Annotated in this window: 15 protein-coding genes; 8 read left to right on the forward strand and 7 right to left on the reverse strand. The window is 70.7% G+C overall.

What is annotated here, in order from left to right:
* Position 1: 1 nt before the first annotated feature.
* The 3 genes from AW273_RS24270 (at position 2) to AW273_RS24280 (ending at position 4404) form a co-directional block, all read left to right on the forward strand.
* Positions 2–1933 carry a terpene synthase family protein gene (locus tag AW273_RS24270; RefSeq protein WP_062352330.1) on the forward strand — a complete coding sequence of 644 codons (1932 nt, stop codon included), beginning with the start codon at positions 2–4 and terminating at the stop codon, positions 1931–1933.
* Entirely contained in the window at positions 1918–2805 is an 888-nt protein-coding gene (locus tag AW273_RS24275; RefSeq protein ID WP_062352332.1) for a hypothetical protein, read from the forward strand. Before AW273_RS24270 ends, AW273_RS24275 begins: the two co-directional genes overlap by 16 nt.
* Before the next feature lie 345 nt (positions 2806–3150).
* Positions 3151–4404: an SNIPE associated domain-containing protein gene (locus tag AW273_RS24280; RefSeq protein ID WP_232327565.1), complete on the forward strand. Its 1254-nt coding sequence runs from the start codon at positions 3151–3153 to the stop codon at positions 4402–4404.
* A gap of 9 nt (positions 4405–4413) precedes the next feature.
* Here the strand turns inward: AW273_RS24280 and AW273_RS24285 are convergent, their stop codons facing one another.
* Positions 4414–4959 carry an NUDIX hydrolase gene (locus AW273_RS24285; RefSeq protein ID WP_062352335.1) on the reverse strand — a complete coding sequence of 182 codons (546 nt, stop codon included), beginning with the start codon at positions 4957–4959 and terminating at the stop codon, positions 4414–4416.
* 219 nt (positions 4960–5178) lie between these two features.
* Between AW273_RS24285 and AW273_RS24290 the strand changes: the two genes are divergently transcribed.
* Both AW273_RS24290 and AW273_RS37415 read left to right on the forward strand, forming a co-directional pair.
* Entirely contained in the window at positions 5179–5637 is a 459-nt protein-coding gene (locus AW273_RS24290; protein ID WP_062352337.1) for a hypothetical protein, read from the forward strand.
* Entirely contained in the window at positions 5634–5777 is a 144-nt protein-coding gene (locus tag AW273_RS37415; protein ID WP_157556088.1) for a hypothetical protein, read from the forward strand. Before AW273_RS24290 ends, AW273_RS37415 begins: the two co-directional genes overlap by 4 nt.
* On the opposite strand, the gene AW273_RS24295 is transcribed toward AW273_RS37415, so the two are convergent.
* The gene (locus AW273_RS24295; RefSeq protein ID WP_062352339.1) at positions 5778–6362 is read right to left on the reverse strand and encodes a TetR/AcrR family transcriptional regulator; all 585 of its coding nucleotides are present in this window, start codon (positions 6360–6362) and stop codon (positions 5778–5780) included.
* Between the two features lie 120 nt (positions 6363–6482).
* Between AW273_RS24295 and AW273_RS24300 the strand changes: the two genes are divergently transcribed.
* Entirely contained in the window at positions 6483–6800 is a 318-nt protein-coding gene (locus tag AW273_RS24300) for a PadR family transcriptional regulator (RefSeq protein ID WP_157556090.1), read from the forward strand.
* Between the two features lie 69 nt (positions 6801–6869).
* Here the strand turns inward: AW273_RS24300 and AW273_RS24305 are convergent, their stop codons facing one another.
* A complete protein-coding gene (locus AW273_RS24305) occupies positions 6870–7619 on the reverse strand; it encodes a nucleotidyltransferase domain-containing protein (RefSeq protein WP_062352344.1) in 750 nt (249 codons plus the stop codon).
* A 94-nt stretch (positions 7620–7713) separates the two neighbouring features.
* On the opposite strand from AW273_RS24305, the gene AW273_RS24310 reads away from it, so the two are divergent.
* Entirely contained in the window at positions 7714–8730 is a 1017-nt protein-coding gene (locus AW273_RS24310; RefSeq protein ID WP_062352452.1) for an NADH:flavin oxidoreductase/NADH oxidase, read from the forward strand.
* On the opposite strand, the gene AW273_RS24315 is transcribed toward AW273_RS24310, so the two are convergent.
* Together AW273_RS24315 and AW273_RS39185 are read right to left on the reverse strand one after the other, a co-directional pair.
* Positions 8672–9025: an ArsR/SmtB family transcription factor gene (locus AW273_RS24315; RefSeq protein WP_062352347.1), complete on the reverse strand. Its 354-nt coding sequence runs from the start codon at positions 9023–9025 to the stop codon at positions 8672–8674. The two genes, AW273_RS24310 and AW273_RS24315, sit on opposite strands and share 59 nt — an antisense overlap.
* Before the next feature lie 185 nt (positions 9026–9210).
* A complete protein-coding gene (locus tag AW273_RS39185) occupies positions 9211–10596 on the reverse strand; it encodes an alpha/beta fold hydrolase (RefSeq protein ID WP_157556092.1) in 1386 nt (461 codons plus the stop codon).
* Between the two features lie 267 nt (positions 10597–10863).
* Here AW273_RS39185 and AW273_RS24325 point away from each other — a divergent pair, with 267 nt between their 5' ends.
* Positions 10864–15156, forward strand: coding sequence for a discoidin domain-containing protein (locus AW273_RS24325; RefSeq protein WP_062352353.1), 4293 nt, complete (start codon positions 10864–10866; stop codon positions 15154–15156).
* 75 nt (positions 15157–15231) lie between these two features.
* Here the strand turns inward: AW273_RS24325 and AW273_RS24330 are convergent, their stop codons facing one another.
* Complete coding sequence (locus tag AW273_RS24330; protein WP_062352355.1) at positions 15232–16056, reverse strand: DUF4253 domain-containing protein; 825 nt, start codon at positions 16054–16056, stop codon at positions 15232–15234.
* 44 nt (positions 16057–16100) lie between these two features.
* A complete protein-coding gene (locus tag AW273_RS38775) occupies positions 16101–16805 on the reverse strand; it encodes a class F sortase (protein ID WP_157556094.1) in 705 nt (234 codons plus the stop codon).
* Between the last annotated feature and the right edge of the window lie 73 nt (positions 16806–16878).

Consider the following 16878-nt stretch of genomic DNA (forward strand, 5'->3'; position numbering starts at 1 on the left):
AATGCGGCCCTTCGAACTGCCCGACTTCTACCGCCCCTGGCCGCCGAGGCTGAACCCGCACGTCGAGGAGGCCCGCGCGCACAACCGCGCCTGGGCCGCCCGGCACGGGCTCGTCGACGAGAGCGTCTGGGACGCGGCCTGGGCCGACTCCATCGATCTTGCCCTGTTCGCCGCGTACTGCTTCCCGGACGCGAGCCCGGACCGGCTCGACCTGCTGACCGACTGGTACGTCTGGGGGTTCTACTTCGACGACTGGTTCCTGCGTCACTACAAGGCGACCGGCGACGTCGCTGGCGCGGCGGCGTGGCTGGAAGGCGTGCGCGCCTTCATGCCGGTGGACCTGTCGCAGCCGGTGCCGGCCGCCGCGGACCCCGTACAGGCGACTCTGCGGGAGTTGTGGGCGCGGACCGTGCCGGGCAGCACCGAGGAGTGGCGGCGGCGGTTCGGCGACAACACGTTCGCGCAGATGGACGACGCCTTCTGGGAACTCGGCAACCTGGCCGAAGGGCGGGTGCCGAACCCGATCGACTACCTCGAACGGCGGCGCGGCGCGGGCGCGGGACGGTGGGTGGCCGACCTGGTCGAGCTGGTCAACGGCACCCCGCTGCCCGATCACGTGTGGGCGTCGCGGCCGGTCCAGGTGATGCGCGACACCTTCACCGACGCGCAGGTGCTGCTCAACGACGTGTTCTCCTACCAGCGGGAGACCGAGCAGGAGGGTGAGCTCAACAACTTCGTCCTGGTGCTGCGGGAGTTCCTCGGGATGACCCCGCAGGAGGCCGCCGACACGACCAACGACCTGATCACGTCGCGGCTGCTGCAGTTCGAGAGCACGCTGCTGACCGAGTTGCCGGACCTGCCGCTGACCCCGGCCGAGCGTCTGGCCGTGGTGACCGTCGCCCGGTCGCTGCAGGACGCCAACGCGGGCTCCCACGAGTGGCATCTGCGCTCCTCGCGGTACATGAACGAGGCGACCAGGGGCGCCGACCCGAGGGTCCCGGTGTGGCGTAATCCGATGGGGCTCGGCACGTCGGCGGCCCGGTTGTGGGCGGGCCACCGCCCGGTCGACCGGCGCGTCTTCTTCCGGCCGCCGCCGCAGGAGAGGTCCGCCCCGAGCCCGTTCGCCGGCGCGGCCCGGACCGCGGCGGCCGACTGGGCGCGGCGCATGGGCCTGCCCTATTCGCCGCAGGCGGTGTCGTGGGCGGTCACCGCGCACGGCGGCGTGCCACGTGACCGGCTTGAGGTGCTCTCGCAGTGGTACGTCTTCCTCGCCGCCCTCGACACCGCCGTCGACCGGCTGTTCAAGGCGCGGCGCGACCCGGCCGGAGGGAGGGCGTTCCTCCGGCGGCTGCCGCTGTTCCTCACCGGCACCCCGCCCGCGCCGGCCAACCCGGTCGAACGCGGCCTGCGCGACCTGTGGGGGAGGGCCCCGCTCGACGCGGCCCACTTCGAGCGTCTGGTCGCGGTCCGTGAGTGGGAACTGGGCAACAGCGCCCGGGAGCGGGTCCCCGACCCGGTCGACCTCCTGCAGACCCGCCGGGCCGAGCACGCCGGGCTGATGGTGGATCTGGTCGTGTACGGCCTGGGCCTCCCGGCTCCCCGCCGAGGCGCGCTGGAGGAGTGTTTCGCCGACGTGGCGACGGCGCGGCGCGACCTGGTGACGTACCGGGACAGGATCGGGGTGCCCACCGAGGTCAGCAACGGGGTGCTGGCCCTGGGGCGGCTGCTCGGATGCGACCTGCAACAGGCCGCCGACGTGGTCGGCGACCTGCTGAGCGCCCGCCGAGCCCAGTTCGACCGCCTCGCCGCCGACGCCCCCGACGCCTATGTCAGCGCGCTGCGGACGTGGCTGGGCGGCGACCTCGGCGAACACACCCGGCTGGGCCTGTCGGGCTTGGGCACGAGAGGAGCACACGCGTGGCGACCAGCCTGACCACGGACGCGGCCCGCACCCTGGCCACGACCACCAAGACCCGGCCGCAGACGGCGTCGACGACCCCGCGATGGCTGCTGGAGATCCTGGAGTGGCGCGACCTCCCCGGCGGAACCTACCGGCGCACCGGCACCCTGCGCCGCACGATCGCCCGCCGCGGCAGCTCCCAACCGGGAGTGCGGGTCACGGCGGGCCACATGGGCGAGCCGGAGATCCCCGGCATGTACGTGGAATACGGCCACCCCCCGCGCGAATACGAGCTGACCGCCGCCCAGACGATCATGCGCGTGCACCGCCGGGTGGGCGACCTCTACAACGACCCGCACGACCAGTACGAGGAGCAGCTCCGGCTGACCCTCGACGCCCTGGCCGAACGCAGGGAACACGACCTCGCCCGCGAGCTCCTCCAGGCCCCGCCCGCCCGCCACCGCGTCACGGCGCAGGGCCCGCCGACCCCGCTCGACCTGGACGGCCTGATCTGCAAGCAGACCTCGCCGCGCTACCTCCTGGCCCACCCGCGCGCCATCGCGGCCTTCGGCCGCGAGTGCAACCGGTTCGGCGTGCGGCCCGACGAGGTCGAGTTCGGGGGCCGGCGGGTGCTCGGCTGGCGCGGGCTGCCGTTCCTGCCGTGCGACAAACTGCCGATCGCGGCCGACCACACGACGAGCATCCTGGTGGTCCGGCCGGGGGAGAAGCGCCAGGGCGTGGTCGGACTGCGCCCGTCGCGGACCCCGGTCGTGCGCGAACTCGGCACCACGCGGCAGGCCGTCACCGAATACCTGGTGAGCGAGTACTACGGCGTGGCCGTGCTGATCCCCAACGCGGTGTGCGCGCTCGACGGAGTGCAGGTGGTGCGTACTCCGGCGCGGTGAGCGTTCCGGCACCGACCCCGTGACAGGACGTGGCGGCGCCGCTGCTCGTGAACTGGTTCGGTCGGCCTGAACGCCAATTTTCAGGCAGCCGACTGAAATGCGATTTGCCCCATTTGGCGAATTGTGGAAGTGGAGGAAGGGCCGACCTCGGTGATTCGGTAAACCAGCTCTGATGTATGCGGGTCTTGTGAGAAACGTCTCGCGTCGTGCGCAAGGGGCATCATCGTGGAATACCGGTTCAATACACCGCCAGGCTGGCCCGTGCCCCCCGCCGGATGGGTTCCCCCGCACGGTTGGCAGCCCGATCCCACCTGGGCCCCGGCTCCGGCCGGGTGGGACTTCTGGGTGCCGGTGCAGGAAGCCCCGCCGCCTCCCCGCCCGGCGTCCGGCGGCCTCTTCGGCGGCGGGAAGAAACAACTCGAAGCCGAGAACGCCGAACTGCGCGCATGGGTCGAGCGCATGAACGGCCTGGACGCCGTGAACATCGCCGCGATGACCGAGCAGCTCCGCCAGCAGTACGAGGCGATGCGTTCGGCGCTCGACCAGGCGACCCGGCGGCTGTCCGAGATCGAACAGCGGACCGTGCGGACCGAAGAGGTCGCGCTGCTCCAAGAGGCTGGAGTGTACGAATACCATCACCCCCTGTCGGACGCGGTGGCCTACAAAGACCGGCTGGCCCAGGTGAAGACCCGCATCAAGGAGATGACCAAGGAGAACCGCGCCGTACTCGGGTCGACCAACTGGACCGTCAACGGATCGGCCGTCGAAGGGCGCCGGATGGTCCGCGACTTCTCGAAGCTGATGCTCCGCGCCTACAACGCCGAAGCCGACAACTGTGTGCGCACGATGCGCCCGTACAAGCTCCAGTCGGCGATCGATCGGCTGGAGAAGGCCGTCGAGATGATCGTCAAGCTGGGCAAGACGATGAGCATTCACGTCAGCGCCGACTACCACCGCCTTCGCGTGCACGAACTCGAACTCACCGCCGACCACCTCGCCAAACAGGAGGAGGAGAAGGAACTGGTCCGGGCGCAGCGAGAGCGTCAGCGTGAGGAGGAGGCGGCGCGGCGGGAGTTCGAACGCGAGAAGGCCAGGCTCCGCAAGGAGGAGGCCCACTACCGATCGGCACTCGCGAAACTCCTTGCCAACGGCGACGCCGCGGCCGCCGAGGAGGTGAAGGCGAAACTGGAGGAGATCGGCGCCGCGGTCACCGACGTCGAGGCCCGTGAGGCCAACATCAGGGCCGGATACGTCTACGTGATCTCGAACATCGGCGCCTTCGGCGAGGACGTCGTCAAGATCGGCATGACCCGTCGCCTGGAACCCGCGGACCGTGTGCGCGAACTCGGGGACGCCTCGGTGCCGTTCAAGTTCGACACCCACGCCCTCATCTTCAGCGACGACGCTGTCGGCCTGGAGGGTCGTCTGCACGATGCCCTGAGCGACCGGCGGGTCAACAAGGTGAACACCCGGCGGGAGTTCTTCCGGGTCACACCGGCCGAGGTGAAGGACCTGCTTGGCAAGATCGCCGGTCAGCACCTGCTCGAATATCGTGACCTGCCCGAAGCTCTGGAATGGCGGCAGTCGATCCAGGTCTAGGCGGCGGCCTCACGCCATGAGCCGGTCGGCGTGGTGTTCGATCAGGTGGCGGGCCGCGAACGTCAGGTCGTGTTCCGCCGCCTCTGCCAGGGTCAGCCACGTGTAGGCGTCGCCCTCGCCCTCGTCGAGCGCCACCGGTGGTTCCGCGCCGACCGTCGTCAGGAAGGTGTGCCACACGTGCCCGTCGGCTCCCCGGCGGCACTGGTCGCCGTCGATGGGCTCGGTGGCGATCAGCGACAGGGACACCGCGCGCAGGCCGGTCTCCTCCTGGAGTTCGCGGGCCGCGCTGACCTCGGGCGACTCGCCGTGTTCGACGTGGCCGGCCGGGATGGTCAGCGCGTAGGGGAAGGCGATCCGGTTGAAGAACAGGAAACGGCCCGACGGGTCGCGGACGAAGACGCCCGCCGTCTCGTGCCACATCCGCAGGGCCGTGTCGACGACGAGCGAACGGTCGGCGGTCTGGCCGCAGGTGGTGCAGCGGCGGCGGACGCGGCCCGACTCGGTGACCGGTTCGACCGTCTCGGCGTCGCAGTGCAGGCAGTATTCGTGGCGCATGGGCGGGGCCCACCCCCTCGTGAAACGTCCGGCCGGCGTGGATACGCCTCTATCCTTCCGGACGGTTCAGGCGCGCGCCCGGATCGGAGACAATCCGCAGGTGTTCAAGGACAAGCACGCCGAGATGGAGGTCGACGAGGAGGATTCCATCCCGATCCTCGACCTGGCCAGGACCGAGGGCTGGAGGTCTTCGCCGACCGGATCGACCAGGGCGACACGGTGGCCCAGGAGCTGCTGGACGAATGGGGTGTCGACGACCTCTACACCGAGAAGGGCTACGAGGCCTGGTTCGGCAAGGTCCACGGCGTCAGCGAGGCGACCACCCCCGGCGAGCTCCTGATGGCCCTCGACAGCGTGCCCCACAAGGACGACGGCATCGTCTGGACGGCTCTCGCCCGGCTCCTCGGCTTCCCCCCTGACACCGCCTCGGCCGAGAAGATCCTGGCCGGGACGGTCGTCAAGCACGTCATGGACGCCGACAAGGGCGTCCGCGACGAGATCGAGGAGTTCTTCGGCGCCATCGGGGAAGACCTCGACGTCTACGACCTCGAACTGGCCCGGCAGGGCGGCACGGCCATCTTCGGCGACCCGGCGAGCGACCGGCCCGCGCCGGCGCGGGGCCTCGTGAGACACCCCGCCAGACGCCTCGCCAGACGCCCCGTCAGACGACCCGGGTGACCCGGTCGAGTGGTCTCCGGCTCCCCGAGGTCCAGGACGTCGGCGATCCGCCCGTGGTGCGCTTCGCCAAGCGCAAGGCGAAGAACCAGATCACCCCGAAGGGCGATCCGAAGAGGCGGAGCCGGAAGACGACGAAGTAGTCAGCGGGGGAGGATCAGTCCGAGGGTGTCGTCGATGCCCTGGTAGACGGCCTCGATCGGCAGCCGTCCCCTGATCCAGGCGCGTAAGCCCTGGTCGGCGACGGCGCGCAGGGTCGAGACGACGGTCTCGTCCACGTCGTCGGCGGCCGCGCGCATGACGTCGGCGAACAGCGTGTCGAGCGGGGTGTAGATTTCGGCGGCGCGGGGGTCGTCGGTGGTCTGCAGGACGATCATCAGCCGGTAGAACTGCGGCTGCGTCTGGAACGCGCGGACGGTGGCGTGCAGGACGGACCGCAGGCGCTCGCCCTCGGTGCCGCCCGCCGGGGCGGCGCGGCCGAGTCCGCGCCGCAGGTCGTCCTGCCATTCGGCGAAGACGGCCGCGAAGAGGTGTTCCTTCGAGGAGAAGTACCGGTAGAGGGTGCCGAGCGCGACCTCGGCGTCGCGGGCCACGTCGGAGACCTTGATCTTGTCGTAGTCGCTGCCCGACAGGGCGCGCAGGCCGGTCCTGACGATGCGGGCGCGGCGTTCCCGCTGGTCCTTGCGGAGCGATTCCGGCGCCGCCGGGTCCGGCACGTCGGTGACCATCGCGGAGTTCTCCTGATCGGGTGGGAAATTTCGATCTAGGTTACCGCTCAGGTCGCCGTAATGATCATGAAATCAGCGGACTTGTTGTACTGTGCGGCGCACAGTACTGTGTGGAACATCATGGAGGCCGAACTCCGGCGTGGTGTGATCGTGCTGGCGGTCCTCTCCCAGCTCGGCACCTTCCGCTACGGCTATGAGCTGCGCCAGGCCCTCGCCGAGCAGGGCATGGCGATCGAAGAGGGCACCCTCTACCCGCTGCTGCGCCGCCTGGAGAACCAGGGCGCGCTGGTCAGCGAGTGGCGGACCGACGGCGGTTCGCCCCGCCGCTACTACACGCTCAGCGACGAGGGCCGGGTCCTGCGCGCCCGGCTGGCCGGCTCATGGCGGGAACTCACCGCCACCATGGACGAACTCCTCCAGGGTGAAGGGGCGTCATGAACGCCGATCAGCTCATCCTGGTGGCCGAACTGCGTCGGCACCGCCTCGGGTGATGCCGGCGCACCGGCCCTATCGAACAGCCCGGAGCGTCCGGGCATCCACCTGGGTGGAGGCCCAGGTTCTCCGGTACGCGTCCACCAGCCACGCGTCGGCCCGCGCCTCGTCCGGATGCTCCGGCAGCACGCTCACCGGCGCCAGTTCGGCCAGCCGCCGCTCCAGCCGCGCCGCCATCGCGAGGGCCTCCTCGCGCCCGATCTCGCCGGTCCGGATGGCCACGATCACGTCGCGCCGCGGCATCGGCAGCGTGATCCGGCCCGTCTCCAGCAGTTCGGCGCCCTGGAGGCCGAGCCGGACCATGTGCCCGGCCGCCTTCGGGGTGAGGCCGCGGCCGCGCTGGGCGCGCAGGTAGCCGATGAACCGGCCGGCGGCCCGCCGGGACAGGATGAACGACGGCCCCTCGGCCAGCAGCTCCTCACCGAGCGGAGTGACCGTCGCGTCGGGCGCGAACAGGGCCAGCAGCACGGTCGGGTTGCCGTCGAGCGCCAGCCGCATCCATTTGCGCAGGCTGTAGACGGTCAGGTCGAGGTCGCCCGGCCGCGACCTCACCCCTTCGGGCACCGAGCGGTGGATGTACTGCTCGAAGGCCCGCAGCCCGATCACGTATTCCGGCGGTTCGACGCAGATGCCGAGCTCGTCGCGGTCGCCGGTGTCGCCGACGGTGGTGCCGTGGAGGCGGGAGCCGATCTCGCAGCGCAGGATCGAGTGCTCCGCCGCGATGGCCGCGAACTCGGGGGTGCTGTGCCGCGTCCAGCCAGTCATAGGCTGAATAGTACGATAAATATCGAAATAAGGAGACGACGTGCTGTTCGAGCCCCTCACCCTGCGGTCGCTGACCTTCCCCAACCGGGTCTGGATGTCGCCAATGTGCCAGTATTCGGCCGCCGTCGACGGGCCGGACACCGGGGTTCCCCATGACTGGCACTTCGCCCACCTGGCCGCCCGCGCCGTCGGGGGCGCCGGGCTCGTCATGGCCGAGGCGACCGCCGTCTCACCCGAGGGCCGCATCAGCCCGGCCGACACCGGCCTGTGGAACGACGCGCAGGAGGCGGCCTGGGAGCGCATCGCCCGGTTCGTGCACGCCCAGGGCGTGATCCCCGGCATCCAGCTCGCCCACGCCGGGCGCAAGGCGTCGACCGACCGGCCCTGGCTCGGCGGCGGCCCGGTCGGGGCCGAACACGGCTGGACCCCGGTCGCGCCGAGCCCGATCCCGTTCTCGGAGTCGCACCCCGTACCGGACGAACTGACCACGGCCGAGATCGGCAAGCTCGTCGAGGCGTTCGCCACGGCGGCCGAGCGGGCACTGCGGGCGGGGTTCCGGGTCGTCGAAATCCACGGCGCGCACGGCTACCTCATCCACGAGTTCCTGTCCCCGCACAGCAACCACCGCGCCGACGCCTACGGCGGCACGTTCGAGAACCGGGCCCGGTTCGGCCTGGAGGTCGTCGACGCGGTGCGCGCGGTCTGGCCCCGGGAGCTCCCGCTGTTCTTCCGTGTGTCGGCCACCGACTGGCTGCCCGAGGGCGAGCCGGCCTGGACGCCCGGCCAGACGGTGATGCTCGCCGCCGAACTGGCCGCCCGCGGCGTCGACCTGATCGACGTGTCGAGCGGCGGCAACGCCTCCACGCAGCGGATCCCGCTCGGGCCCGGCTACCAGGTGCCCTTCGCGCGCCAGATCAGGGCCGAGGCCGGGGTGCCGGTGTCGGCCGTCGGCCTGATCACCGAGCCGGAGCAGGCCGAGCGGATCGTGGCCACCGGGCAGGCCGACGCGGTGTTCCTCGGCCGCGCGTTGCTGCGCGACCCCTACTGGCCCGTCAGGGCGTCGGGGCAGTGGCCGGCCCAGTATCGGCGCGCTGCCCCTCAGCCGCGTTGACCACGCTGTCGAGCAGGCCGGGGAACAGCCGGTCGAGGTCGGCGCGGCGCAGGCCGTTGAGCTTCGAGGTGCCGCGGTAGACCTGAGTGATCACCCCCGCCTCGCGCAGCACCCGGTAGTGGTGGGTGGTCGTCGACTTGCTGACGGCCAGGTCGATCGCCGAGCACGGCACCTCGGCGCCCGCCGCGGCCAGGAAACGCACGATCTCCAGCCGCGCCGGATCGGCCAGCGCGTGCAGCACCTCTTCGAGCCGGATCTCCTCGGCCGGGGGGTGCTCCAGGACTCTCGCCGTCATGCCTCGATGGTAGTCCGACGGACGTCGGACTACAGTCCGGCGATCACCGCCTGCGATTCGGACCGGCCGAAAGCCGTCACGAAGAGTCGGAGGCGGGGCACAGGCCTCGCCTGTGCCCCGTCCGGTGAAGATCTCAGAATGGCGCTTCCTGCGTCCTGTCGACCACCTCCTTCCGTGGACGGGGGTCAGGCGGCCAGGAAGCCGGTGAGCCGCCGGGTCAGCGCCGGTCCCGCCTCGGCCAGCGGGGTGTGCCCGGCGCCGGGCACCTCCAGGTAGTCGACGGGGGCCGGGACGAGCTCCCGCAGCCGCCGCGACCGGGCCACCGGGATCACCGGGTCGTCGGACCCGTGGATCACCATCAGCGGGGGCCGCAGCCGGGGCACGAGCTGCGACAGGTCGGACGCCACGTCGGGGGCCACCACCGCGCACCTCGCCCACCGCGCCGGCTCGGCGGCGTAGGCGAGCAGCGCCAGGTGGCCGCCCTGGCCGACGCCGTAGAGCGCGGGCCGCCCGCCGATCGCGCGGGCGATCCGGCGCAGGCCGTCGAGGTCGGTGTCGGCCGGGTCCGGGGCCACCACGGCGATCCCGGCGGCGGCCATGGCGGCGAACACCGGGTCGTGGGCGAACCGCCACTCCCCGCCCAGCGCCACCACGACCCGCCCCCCGTCCTGCCACGTCCCGTACGTGACCGCCTCGATCCCCGACAGCGTCTCCACCCGCGCGTTCACGGGCCGGTCCGGCGGGTCGAGCCGCACCCGGCCGGGACCCACCGACAACACCGACCCGGGCGCCCCGGGGGAGCAGAACGGCACCCGCACCGCGCCTCCGTCGAAGGCGGCCGCCGAGCCGAGCACGCCGTCGGGGATCGCGGGCTCGGCCACCTCGCCCGTCGACGGCGTGAAGACCACCAGCCGCGAGCGGGCCCCCCGATCCACCCGCAACAGGATCCGGGCGCCGTCGCCCCCGAGCGCGGTGACCCGCCCGGACAACCCGTCCAGCACCGGACGGCCGCGCCACCGGAAGCCCGGCGGCCCGCCGGGCGGCATCCCGACGAGCCCGCCGGGCAGCACCCGGGCACCGGTGACCGCGCCGGGCATCAGCTCCCAGCTCCCGTCGGAGAGGTCGAGCACCACCGGGCCGGGCGCCTCCGGCCGGGTCAGCCCGATCAGCCGGGGCGCGAGGACGACCCCGGGCCCGCTCGCGCCCGGCGGCAGGCCGGCCAGCCGCTCCAGCCCGCGGGTGGTCACGCGGTGGACCGCGTCGCCCGTCACCAGGTCGTCCGTCAGATGCATGTACGGCCCGCGCCCGGCCGTGATCGTCGTCTCGGCCGACTGGGTGACCAGCGAGATCCGGTGGCGGCCGTCGTCGTTGCGGCACAGCAGCGCCCGCTCGCCGTCGAGCGGGCTGATCTGGGTGGCGGCGTCGCAGGCCGAGGCCAGCGGGCGCACCAGCGGGTCGGGACCGGTGAAGTCCCACACCTCCGGGCGCAGCGTGTCGCCCGCGCCGGCCGCCAGGCAGGCGGCGTACCGGCCGTCGGCGGAGAACCGCCAGCTCACCCTCACCGTCGTCACGGGTCACACGATGCTCAGGTCGCCTTGTGGGCGACTTGTGGGTTACTGAAGATCCAGTGGGGCGGCCCGTAACGCCTCATCAGGGCAGGTTTTTCTGACCGTTGACGCCCTCTTAGCACACTTGTAACATTCAGCCATCACTGCGCAAGAATCTTGCAAGCTGATGTTTGATTCCTATCTTTTCCTCGCAACTTCAGGGATGCACAGCGTCCGTGCTCCTGTACCCCCCGACCCCTGTAGTGCCATGCCGAGAGATAGAAGAAGGCGATGACGAGAAAGCACGGACCGTTACGGCTGCTGGCGGCATTTGTCGCGGCAGTTCTCGTCGTGACCGTGGGGCCGCTGCAGCCGGTCTCCGCGGCCGGCGGGCCCAACCTCGCGGCCGGTAAGGCCACCGCCGCGAGCAGCACGAACTCCCCCTACCCCTCATCCAACGTCGCCGACGGCAACCAGGAGACCTACTGGGAGAGCGCCGGCAGCACCTTCCCGCAGTGGGTCCAGGTCGACCTGGGCAGCGCCCAGAACGTCGACCAGGTCGTCCTGAAGCTCCCGGCCGGGTGGGGCGCCCGCACCCAGACCCTCTCGGTCCAGGGCAGCCTCGACAACAACGGCTGGTCGACGATCGTCGGCTCGGCCGGACAGAGCTTCGCCCCCGGCAACGCCAACACCGTCACCCTGAACTTCGGCGCCACCAACACCCGGTACGTCCGCGTGAACATCACCGCGAACACCGGCTGGGCCGCCGCGCAGCTCTCGGCCCTTGAGGTCTACGGCGTCACGAGCTCCTCGGGCAACCTCGCCTCGGGCCGCACGATGACCGCCAGCAGCGTCTCGCAGAACTACGTCGCCCCCAACGCCAACGACGGGAACGCGAGCACCTACTGGGAGAGCAACAACAACGTCTTCCCCGAGTGGCTCCAGGTCGACCTCGGCGCCTCGGTCGCGGTCAACCGGGTCGTGCTGAAGCTGCCCCCGGCCACCGCCTGGCAGACCCGCACCCAGACCCTGGAGGTCCAGGGCAGCGCCAACGGCTCCAGCTTCTCCACGCTGGTGCCCTCCGCCGGGTACACGTTCGACCCGGCCACCGGCAACACGGTGACGATCAACTTCACCTCGGCCGCGACCACCCGCTACGTGCGGCTGAACATCACCGCCAACACGGGCTGGGCGGCCGGTCAGGTCTCCGAGTTCGAGGTGTACGGCCCCAGCGGCCCGGTCGACACGCAGGCGCCCAGCGCCCCGGGCAACCTGACCTACACCGAGCCCGGCGGCACCCAGATCCGGCTCGCGTGGAACGCCTCCACCGACAACGTCGGCGTCACCGGCTACGACGTCTACCGCGGCGGCCAGCTCATCGCGAGCGTCGCGGGCAACGTGCTGACCTACACCGACAACCAGCCGGCCACCGCCACGGTGACCTACTTCGTCCGCGCGAAGGACGCCGCGAGCAACGTCTCGGGCAACTCCAACTCGGTCACCCGCCAGGGCCAGTCGGGCGGCGACACCCAGGCGCCCACCACCCCCGGCAACCTGGCCTACACCGAGCCCGGCTCCGGCCAGATCCGCCTCACCTGGACGGCCTCGACCGACAACGTCGGCGTGACCGGCTACGACATCATCCGCAACGGCTCGGCCGCGGGCAGCGTCTCCGGCACCACGCTGGTCTTCACCGACACCCAGCCGGCCACCGCCACGGTGACCTACCTGGTCCGGGCCCGCGACGCCGCCGGCAACGTCTCCGGCGACAGCAACTCGGTCACCCGCACCGGCACCAGCCAGCCCGGCACCAACCTCGCCACCGGCAAGGAGATGGTCGAGTCGGGCCACGTCCACACGTTCGTCGCGGCCAACGCCAACGACGACAACCTGGACACCTACTGGGAGGGCGCGTCGGGCACCTGGCCGAGCACCCTGACCGTCAAGCTCGGCGCCAACGCCAACGTCACCTCGGTCGTGCTGAAGCTCAACCCGTCGTCGGCGTGGGGCACGCGCACCCAGAACATCCAGGTCCTGGGCCGTGAGCAGAGCGGCAGCACCTACACCAACCTGGTGTCGGCGGCCAACTACACCTTCAACCCGAGCTCGCAGAACACCGTCACCATCCCAATGACCGCGACCACGGCCGACGTGCAGCTCCGCATCACCAGCAACACCGGCGCCCCGGCCGGCCAGATCGCCGAGTTCCAGGTGTTCGGCACCCCGGCCCCCAACCCCGACCTGGTCGTCACCTCGGCCACCTGGTCGCCCGCCTCGCCGGTCGAGACCGACTCCATCACGCTGTCGGCGGTCGTCCGCAACAACGGCAACGCCAACGCCCCGGCGTCGTCGGTCAACCTCTACCTCGACACCACGCGCGTCGCCACGGTGAACGTCCCGGCCCTGGCCGCAGGCGCGCAGACCACCGTGACGAGCACCATCGGCCCGCGTGACGCCGCCTCCTACTCGGTGAACGCCAAGGTCGACGAGAACAACACGATCATCGAGCAGAACGACGGCAACAACGCCTTCGTCAACACCACGGCCCTCGTGGTCCGCCCGGTCGACAGCTCCGACCTGGTCGCCTCGCCGGTGGCCTGGACCCCGACCAACCCGTCGGGCGGCCAGACCGTCACCTTCAGCGTCGGCATCAGGAACCAGGGCACCGTCGCCTCGGCGGGCGGCGCCCACGGCATCACCCTGACCGTCCTGAACGACCAGGGCACCGTGGTCCGCACCCTGACCGGCTCCTACAGCGGCGTCATCGCCGCCGGCGCGACCACCTCGCCGGTGAACCTCGGCACCTGGACGGCCGCCAACGGCCGCTACACGGTCCGCGTCGTGCTCGCCAACGACGCCAACGAGCTGCCGGTCAAGCAGGCCAACAACACCACCGGCAACGGGCTCTTCGTGGGCCGCGGCGCCAACATGCCGTACGACCACCTGGAGGCCGAGGACGCCGTGCGCGGCGGCGGCGCCGGCGTCGTCGGCCCGAACCGCACCATCGGCGACCTGGGCGGTGAGGCCAGCGGCCGCCGCGCCGTCACCCTCAACACCACCGGCGCGTTCGTCGAGTTCACCACCCGGGCCCAGACCAACACCCTGGTCACCCGCTTCTCGATCCCCGACGCCCCCGGCGGCGGCGGCATCAACGAGGAGCTCAACGTCTACGTCAACGGCGCCTTCCACAAGGCGATCAACATGACGTCGAAGTACATGTGGCAGTACGGCAACGAGGCGAGCCCCAACAACTCGCCCGGCTCCGGCGGCCCGCGCCACATCTACGACGAGGCCAACATCTTCCTCGACGCCTCGTTCCCGCCCGGCACGAAGATCAAGCTGCAGAAGGACGCGGCCAACGCGACCAACTACGCGATCGACTTCATCAACACCGAGCAGGTCGCCCCGATCGCCAACCCCGACCCGGCGAAGTACGTCGTGCCGACCGGCTTCACCCAGCAGGCCGTCACCGCCGCGCTCGACAAGGCCCGCATGGAGACCGGCTGGGAGGGCGTCTACCTGCCCGCCGGCGACTACTCGGTGGCCAGCAAGTTCAACGTCTACGGCAAGCCCGTCAAGGTCGTCGGCGCCGGCCCCTGGTACACCAGGTTCTACGCCCCGACCAGCCAGGAGAACTCCGACATCGGCTTCGACGTCCAGTCGTCGGCCAACGGCGCCTCCTTCAGCGGCTTCGCGGTGTTCGGCAACTACACCTCGCGCAACGACGGCCCCGGCAAGGTCTGGAACCTGACCGGCGTGAGCGACATCTCGATCGACAACATGTGGATCGAACACCAGATGGTCATGGTGTGGGGCACCAACATCAGCGGCATCAACCTGACCAACAGCCGCATCCGCAACATGTACGCCGACGGCCTGAACTTCACCAACAACAGCCGCAACAACACGGTGCGGAACATCGACGCCCGCTCCACGGGTGACGACGCCTTCGCCCTGTTCAACGCGATCGACATCGTCCAGGGCGACAACACGGGCAACCTCTTCGAGAACCTCTCGGTGACCACCCCGTGGCGCGCGGCGGGCCTGGCGGTCTACGGCGGCCAGAACAACATCTTCCGCAACATCTACATCGCCGACACGCTCTGCTACTCGGGCATCACGGTCTCGTCGCTCGACTTCGGCTACCAGTTCAAGGGCTTCGGCACCCAGCCGACGACCATCGAGAACGTGTCGATCATCCGCTCGGGCGGCCACTTCTGGGGTGCCCAGACCTTCCCGGGCATCTGGATGTTCTCGGCCTCCAAGGAGTTCCGCGGCATCCGGATCAACAACGTGGACATCGTCGACCCGACGTACTCCGGAATCATGTTCCAGACGAAGTACAACGGCGCCGCCGAGTACCCCCACACCGACACCGTCTTCACCAACGTCTCGATCTCGGGGGCGCAGAAGAGCGGCGACGCCTTCGACGCCAAGTCGGGCTTCGGGATCTGGGTCAACGAGATGCCGGAACAGGGTCAGGGCCCGGCGGTCGGCTCCGCGACCTTCAACAACCTGACCTTCAGCAACAACTTCCAGAACATCAAGAACACGACCTCGACGTTCACCCTCAACATCAACTAGTCCATCACCGATCGGGCGCTGCCGCCGGAAGGCCAACCTCCGGCGGCAGCGCCTTTTCGTCGTGTACGGGAAGACTCAGTCCCACCAGAACGACCAGGCGTTGCGCCCCTTGATCAGCTCGGCGTAGTCCTCCAGCGTGCCGGGGCCCTGCACGATCGTGTCGGGGCAGAACGTCCAGTGCTCGGCGGCCACGTGGACGGCGTGCAGCGAGGTCGTCGGCGGCGCGGCCACGCTCAGGTCGAGGGTGTTGAACCCGACCCCGACCACCCGCGCGCCGAACCGCTCCTCCCACGAGCGCACGACCGCCGCCATGGGCACCGCCCACTCGTTGTGGTTGACCGCGCCCTGCCAGCCCATGACCGCCAGCGCGTCGGCGCCGCGGTCGGCCGCGACCAGGCCCAGGGGGGTGCCGTTGCGGGCCAGTTCGCGCGCGTACCAGTCGGCGACCACGTCGGGGTGGGCCACCGGGACGCCGGGCTCGGCCAGGCCGGGGGAGACCGGCCCGAAGGGCTCCAGGTTGCCGATCTGGTCGTGGGAGGCCGTCTCCACCCAGTCGGCCCACACCTCGTCCATGAACGCCTGGGCGTGGAACAGGTCGATGCGGTCGGCGTCGTCGGGGGCGATCTGCCCGACCGACCACGGCTGCACCGACTCCTCCAGCAGCAGCGGCCACAGGCCCGAGGCGGGATGTTCGGCCCGTAACCGCGACCACAACTCGCCGGACACGGGGTCGTCGCTCAGCCAGAACGCCGGCCGCCGGTGCGGGCGCCCGCGTTCGAACGTCGGGTCGGGCCACACGGTCACGCCGGGAGGCAACTCCACGGTGAGCTCGCGCCGCACGCCGTCGTCGGCGAACAGCTCGCGGAGCTCGGGCGGCAGCAGCCCCTTTCTAACCGGCACGGCGAAAGAATAGTTCACGCGTTGTTCGTGCGGTTATCGTGTGGTCATGCCGGTTCCCCGACCTCTGCGGCCGGGCGACCCGCGGCAGGTCGGAAGCCACACGCTGACCGGCTTGATCGGCGAGGGCGGCCAGGGCACCGTCTTCCACGGCCACGGTCCGGACCTGGCGGCTCTGACGTTCCAGCGCGGCGAAGACGATGACGTTGCCGGCGTAGTGGCCCGCGCCGGTGTCGAACGTGCCCCCGCAGGTGATGAGGCGGAGCCGGGCGTCGGGGGGAGGCGCCGTAGACGTCACGGGTGGGGAAATCCTTCTTCTCGTGGGTACGCACCTCTTCAACCCGGAACGTCAGGGTTCGCCGGTCCTTGAGCCGGACGAGGATCCGGTGGCCCGGCTTGAGCGCGCCGAGTTCCGCGAACACCCCCGGACCGGTCGGCGAGTCGAGCGTCAGCCGCTCCAGCCGGGACCGCAGCCCGATCGCCGGGATGACCACCTCGACGGGCTCGGCGTGCCGCCGCTGCGGCCTGACCCGCGCGACCTGGTTCTCCACCGGCCCCCATCCCGCCGCCTCGGCGGCCTTCCGATCGAGCGTGCCGGCCTGTGCGGTCGTGGTGAGCACGACGACGTCGGCGTTCAGGACCTCCTCCTGGCCGCGGAACGGCAACAATCGCGAGGGCTCCACCTCCTGGTCGGCGAGCAGCGCGCACACCGGCGCGTCACACCCGACGATCCCGCCGACCTGCCGCGCCACCCATACGTCATCACGGCGACACACGCAGTGGCGAGACTCCAGCGGGTGGATTTAACTCCATAAACGGGCATAT

Source organism: Herbidospora yilanensis (assembly GCF_001570565.1).
GTDB classification, from domain to species: domain Bacteria; phylum Actinomycetota; class Actinomycetes; order Streptosporangiales; family Streptosporangiaceae; genus Herbidospora; species Herbidospora yilanensis.

What these genes read in the sequence shown, in the direction of transcription:
- AW273_RS24270 (WP_062352330.1), top strand. Translation starts at nt 2, where the DNA reads ATGCGGCCCTTCGAACTGCCCGACTTCTACCGCCCCTGGCCGCCGAGG.
- AW273_RS24285 (WP_062352335.1), bottom strand. Translation starts at nt 4,959, where the DNA reads ATGCGCCACGAATACTGCCTGCACTGCGACGCCGAGACGGTCGAACCG.
- AW273_RS24295 (WP_062352339.1), bottom strand. Translation starts at nt 6,362, where the DNA reads ATGGTCACCGACGTGCCGGACCCGGCGGCGCCGGAATCGCTCCGCAAG.
- AW273_RS24300 (WP_157556090.1), top strand. Translation starts at nt 6,483, where the DNA reads ATGGAGGCCGAACTCCGGCGTGGTGTGATCGTGCTGGCGGTCCTCTCC.
- AW273_RS24305 (WP_062352344.1), bottom strand. Translation starts at nt 7,619, where the DNA reads ATGACTGGCTGGACGCGGCACAGCACCCCCGAGTTCGCGGCCATCGCG.
- AW273_RS24310 (WP_062352452.1), top strand. Translation starts at nt 7,714, where the DNA reads ATGTCGCCAATGTGCCAGTATTCGGCCGCCGTCGACGGGCCGGACACC.
- AW273_RS24315 (WP_062352347.1), bottom strand. Translation starts at nt 9,025, where the DNA reads ATGACGGCGAGAGTCCTGGAGCACCCCCCGGCCGAGGAGATCCGGCTC.
- AW273_RS24325 (WP_062352353.1), top strand. Translation starts at nt 10,864, where the DNA reads ATGACGAGAAAGCACGGACCGTTACGGCTGCTGGCGGCATTTGTCGCG.